Source organism: Skermanella sp., from assembly GCF_059503625.1.
Window position 1 is genome coordinate 1 of the sequence record NZ_JCACHA010001086.1, and the last position, 5,612, is coordinate 5,612.

At 64.8% G+C, this 5,612-nt stretch carries 5 protein-coding genes; 3 read left to right on the top strand and 2 right to left on the bottom strand.

Translation table 11 applies throughout. The annotated features are described in order from the left end of the window. Nucleotides 1–359, top strand: a 359-nt coding sequence (locus tag AC5JJ6_RS39120) for a GGDEF domain-containing protein (protein ID WP_496047220.1), incomplete at its 5' end; no start/stop codon positions are given. A 27-nt stretch (nt 360–386) separates the two neighbouring features. On the opposite strand, the gene AC5JJ6_RS39125 is transcribed toward AC5JJ6_RS39120, so the two are convergent. Then, on the bottom strand, nt 387–746 hold the full coding sequence (locus AC5JJ6_RS39125) for a hypothetical protein (RefSeq protein WP_496047221.1): 360 nt from the start codon (nt 744–746) through the stop codon (nt 387–389). 178 nt (nt 747–924) lie between these two features. On the opposite strand from AC5JJ6_RS39125, the gene AC5JJ6_RS39130 reads away from it, so the two are divergent. Together AC5JJ6_RS39130 and AC5JJ6_RS39135 are read left to right on the top strand one after the other, a co-directional pair. Next, nucleotides 925–3,231: an ATP-dependent helicase gene (locus AC5JJ6_RS39130; RefSeq protein ID WP_496047222.1), complete on the top strand. Its 2,307-nt coding sequence runs from the start codon at nt 925–927 to the stop codon at nt 3,229–3,231. Nucleotides 3,232–3,386: 155 nt separating this feature from the next. Then, nucleotides 3,387–4,595 (top strand): hypothetical protein, encoded by a 1,209-nt coding sequence (locus AC5JJ6_RS39135; protein ID WP_496047223.1) that lies wholly within the window; start codon nt 3,387–3,389, stop codon nt 4,593–4,595. 5 nt (nt 4,596–4,600) lie between these two features. Here AC5JJ6_RS39135 and AC5JJ6_RS39140 read toward each other — a convergent pair. Further along, on the bottom strand, nt 4,601–5,612 hold a 1,012-nt coding region (locus AC5JJ6_RS39140; RefSeq protein ID WP_496047224.1), incomplete at its 5' end, for an ATP-binding protein.

Sequence of the window (5,612 nt, forward strand, 5' to 3'; positions counted from 1 at the left end):
CGATCGGCGACCATGTGCTGGCGCTGGTGGCGCGTACCGTGAAGGAATGCATCCGGTCGTCCGACACGGCGGTCCGCTATGGCGGGGAAGAGTTCGCGGTCCTCCTGCCGGGCGTCCGCATCTCCGACGCGGTGCGCGTGGCGGAACAGATCCGTACCGCCGTCGCGTCGAAGCGGGTGGTCAACCGGTCGAAGAACATCACGCTCGGCACCATCACCCTGTCGGTGGGCGTGGCCCGCTACGTTCCGGGCGAACCGGTGGGGGAGCTGATCAGGCGCGCCGATGCCGGGCTCTACGCCGCCAAGCGCACCGGCCGCAATCGCGTGGTGGCGGAAGACTCCGGCAGTAGTTCCACCTGATATCGGAGCACGGAGGCACCGTCCCGCTCAGGACGGCTTGCGGTTCCTCGATGCGCCGCGATTGTTGATGGCGCCCAGCAGGCCGGTCGGCGCCGGGTTGATGGGGCGAGGCGCGCGGAGCTTCGGCAGCTTCAGTTCGCCGGTCGCTTCCATCGCGGCATCGGTCGCATCGTCGGCGATCTGGCGGCGGATCTCCGGTTCCAGGGTCGCGAAGGCTCGCGAGGCGAAATCCATGCCGATCTGGGAGCGGGTCTGCTGGACCTGCCGCAGGGCTTTGGAAACCAGCGTACATTCCAGCGAAGTCACTCCGCTGAAGCGATCCAGAACGTCGGCGAGAATCCCGATGGCTTGAATCGTTTGGTCGTCATCCAGGCGCAAGGACGGCATGTGCGGCTCCGGTCAGGCTTTCAATTTATGTTCTATCACGCGTCGCGGTGTCCGGTCGAGAGCGACGCACCCCTTTTGATAACAAAGTGGCGGCACCTTCCGCCTGCATCCACCTTGATAAGCGTCCTGTCTGAACAAGCCTTTAATCTCCCCTCGCCGGCGGAGTATAGTCCTGCCCATGTCCGATCCGTTCCATTATGACGACCCGCTGAACGATGCCGTGCCCGCTCCCGCCCCTTCGGCGATGCCGGCCGCGCAGCGTTACCCCTATTTGTCCGGCCTGAACGAGGTTCAGCGCGAGGCGGTCGAAACGCTCGACGGTCCCGTGCTGGTGCTGGCGGGGGCCGGCACCGGCAAGACCCGCGTGCTGACGACAAGGCTCGCCCACCTTCTGATGACACGGCGGGCATCGCCGTTCCAGATGCTGGCGGTCACCTTCACCAACAAGGCGGCGCGCGAGATGCGCGACCGGGTCGGGGCTCTGATCGGCGCTCCGACCGAGGGCTGGTGGATGGGGACCTTCCACGCGCTGGCAGCCCGTATCCTGCGCCGGCATGCCGAACTGGTCGGATTGAAGAGCAACTTCACGATCCTGGACAGCGACGACCAGATCCGGCTGATCAAGCAATTGCTGAAGGCCGAGGGCATCGACGACAAGAAGTGGCCGGCGCGCGCCGTCCTGAGCGTCATCGAGCGCTGGAAGGACCGCGCCCTGACGCCGGACAAGCTGAAGCGGGAAGACGGCGGCGACATGGCCGGCGGCAAGGTCGTCCAGCTCTACCGCGCCTATCAGGAGCGCCTTGCCAGCCTGAACGCCTGCGACTTCGGCGACCTGCTGCTGCATAACATCACCCTGTTCCAAAGCAATCCAGATGTATTGCTTGAATATCAGCAGCGCTTCCGTTATTTGCTGGTGGACGAATACCAGGACACAAACGTCTCTCAGTACTTATGGCTGAGGCTTCTGGCGCAAAAACATAAAAACATCTGCTGTGTCGGCGACGATGATCAGTCGATATATGGTTGGCGTGGCGCAGAGGTCGGAAATATTCTTCGTTTTGAAACGGATTTTCCCGGCGCCAAGATCATTCGCCTTGAGCAGAACTACCGCTCGACCGGGCATATCCTGGCGGCGGCCGCCGGAGTCATCTCCAACAACCAGGGCCGGCTAGGCAAGACGCTGTGGACCCAGGCGGTCCAGGGCGAGCCGGTCAAGGTTCGCGCGCTGTGGGACGGCGAGGAGGAAGCCCGCTGGATCGGCGAGGAGATCGAGGCGCTCCAGCGCGCCAAGGTCTCGCTGAGCCAGATCGCGGTGCTGGTCCGCGCCGGCTTCCAGACCCGCGAGTTCGAGGAACGGTTCATCACGCTGGGCATGCCGTACCGGGTGATCGGCGGACCGCGCTTCTACGAGCGTCAGGAAATCCGCGATGCGATGGCTTACCTGCGGATAATGGTCCAGCCGGACGACGATCTCGCGTTCGAGCGGATCATCAATACCCCTAAACGCGGCGTCGGACCCGCGACCATCCAGCAGTTCTATCAGCTTGCCCGCGCGCGCGGCATCCCGCTGACCGAGGCGACGTGGCTGCTCGTCGATACCGACGAGCTGAAGCCCAAGATGCGGGTCACCCTGCGCAACCTGATGACGGACTTCGACCGCTGGCGGATGCTGCTGGCGACCCGGCCGCATACCGAAGTCGTCCAGACGGTGCTGGACGAATCCGGCTATACCGACATGTGGAAAGCGGACAAGACGCCGGAAGCTCCGGGACGGCTGGAGAACCTGAAGGAACTGATCGTCGCCCTGGGCGAGTTCGAGAACCTGGCCGGCTTTCTGGAGCATGTCAGCCTCGTCATGGACAATGCCGAAGCAAGCGGCAGCGAGATGGTCAGCGTCATGACCCTGCACGGCGCCAAGGGGCTGGAGTTCGACTACGTCTTCCTGCCCGGCTGGGAAGACGGATTGTTCCCGAGCCAGCGGTCGATGGACGATACCGGCATAGCCGGTCTGGAGGAGGAACGGCGGCTGGCCTATGTCGGCCTGACCCGCGCGCGCCTTCGCGCCCATGTCAGCCACGCGGCGAACCGCAGGATGCATGGATCGTGGGTCACCGCGATCCCGTCGCGGTTCGTCTCCGAGCTTCCCGAAGAGCATATCGACGCGGAAGCGGCGGTCGGTCTGTCGTCGGCGCCGCAGCAAGGTTTCGGCGGCTTCGGCGGGGGAGGCGGCTTCGGCGGAGGCGGGTTCAAGCCCCGGCCGCAGCGTCAGGCACCCGGGCCGGTGATCGAGGGCAGCGCCTTCGAAGTGGCGCCGCGCGGGCGTCCGGACAAGGCGTTCACGCGCGGCGCCCGCGTTTTCCACCAGAAGTTCGGCTACGGAACGGTCCGCGCTTCGGACGGCGACAAGCTGGAGATCGAGTTCGAGCAGTCGGGCATCAAGAAGGTGCTGGACAGCTTCGTGGTACCGGCGGATCAGGCGGGCTGACGGCGTCCGCATCACGACCTTGTCTTTGCCTGGAATGGAAAGATTCTGAAGAACCATGTATGCGGTAGTGTCTCGTTAACGCTTCCGAAAATAATCCCACTATTCAATAGTCTTCGCAGCGAACGTCATGCCGGACGGTCTGGTGGGTAGGATGCATGGTCAAGAATCGTCAGTTCAGTTATGAGACTTTGGTCTGCCATGAAGGCCGCTGGCTGATCCATTGCATCGTTCCGGAAGAGGAGGATGCGATAGCGATCGGCCGCCGGCTGCTGTCCGAGCCGGGAAACGAGGAAATCAGGGTGGTGCGCAACCGCACCATGCTGACCGGCTTCACGACGCGGACGGAGATCCTTCACGAGGCCCGGGCGCCCGTCAAGGAGAAGGCGATGGTGGTCAAGGGCCGGGTCGAGCGGTCGGTGGTCTGCGAGGAGCCGGCCGACCTCTATACGCTCGAGAGCCGCATGATCATGGGCCGGCTCTTCCGCCTGTTCCTCGACAAGTATCAGGTCACCGCGACCGAGTTGCTGCACAACTGGACCTATCTGCGGAAGCTGTCCGAGTCCGGCAACATGATGAGCACGGCAGCCAGTCAGGTCGCGATGGCGCAGGCGAACGAATTCAACATGCCGGCCAAGGACCGCATCCGCCACATCGAGGGCCTGATCCACAAGGGCATGACGAGGGCCAGGGACTTCTATGCCGAGCGCCGCCGGCTGCCGCGTTTCGACAAGGCCAATCTCGACCATGTCAGCCGCCGCATCCATGCCCATGTCGGACCCGACGACTATGCCTTCACGATGCTCTGCCTGCTGGGCCAGTACCTGATGGGCTACGGATCGATCGGCGGCAAGATGGAGATGCTGCTGCAGATGATCACCGAGGACATGGACTCCGAACTGGTATCCCTGTTCGAAGGCGTGATCGCCGATGCGCTGGTAACTCCCGAGATGGTCAAGGACCTGCTGGGCTCCCACGCCAACCTGGCGGAATCGCTCTGCGCGCTGGCCGATTTCCTCCATGGCCGCAGCGATCCGGCGCGGCTCAACCCCAACTTGGCCAAGGTCGGGGATCTGATCCAGCGCGGTGCGGGCGAGGGCTGCCGGACCGTGCTGGTGGAACGCCTGCTGTTCGAGCTGAAGCGCGACCACCCGCTCGACCGCAAATGTCCCGAAGCGGACGGCGCGCTGCTCGACAGCGTGGTCGAACATCTGCGCGGTCCCGACGGCAAGCTCCTGGGTGGCAGCGTTGCGGAGGCCGCCATCGCCAGCCGCATGGTGCGCCATCGCCAAGCCTTCCTCCGCGACCTGGGAATGGTCGAGGCGGCGGATCAGTTGCCGGGGAAGTGGAAACCCGCGAGCGTCTGACCGGCCTAACCCGAGGCACCCTCCAGCATGGTGCGGATCTTCGTCAGCAGGGTCTTCACCGCGAAGGGCTTGCTGATCAGTTGGGTGCGGGGACCCAGCGGCTCGTCGCCGAGCGCCGCGTTGTGGGCATATCCGGTCAGGAACAGCACGCTCAGGTTCGGCCGCAAGGCCCGTGCGGCTTCCGCCAGTTGCCGGCCGTTCATGCCGGGTAGCCCGACATCGGTCGCCAGCAGGTCGACCTTCATTTCGGATTCCAGTATCCGCATGGCAGCCTGGGCGTCGTGCGCTTCGATCACCCGGTAGCCCTTGTCCTCCAGCGTCTGCACCATCAGCATGCGGACAAGACCTTCGTCCTCCACCACCAGGATGGTTTCGCCCTCGTTGGCGGTGGCCGGCTCCGGCAGCGCGGGCACGGCATCCGCCGTCTCCAGGATGCCGTGGTGGCGGGGAAGGTACAGCTTGACGGTCGTGCCGTGCCCTTCTTCCGAATAGATCGCGACATGGCCGCCGGACTGGCGTGCGAAACCATAGAGCTGGCTGAGGCCCAAGCCGGTTCCCTGGCCGATCGGCTTGGTCGTGTAGAACGGTTCGAACGCCCGGTTCAGGACGTCGTGCGGCATGCCCGAACCGGTATCCGTGACCGACAGCAGCACGTATTGCCCCGGTTGAAGTCCCAGCTGCCCGCTGACATAGGCATCGTCCAGGTGGCTGTTGGCGGTCTCTATGGTCAGCTTGCCGCCCGACGGCATGGCGTCGCGGGCGTTGATCGCAAGGTTGAGCAGGCCGTTCTCCACCTGATTGGCGTCCGCCCAGGTGCGCCAGAGACCGCCGGCCAGGACGGCTTCGACCTGGATCGCCTCGCCGACCGAGCGCTGGAGCAGCTCCTGCATGCCGCCGACCAGCGCGTTGAGGTTCAGGCTGGTCGGCGCCAGCGGCTGGCGCCGGGCGAAAGCCAGCAGGCGCTGCGTCAGGGTCGCCGCCCGGTCGCCTGCCTGCATGGCGAACCTGATGTGGCGC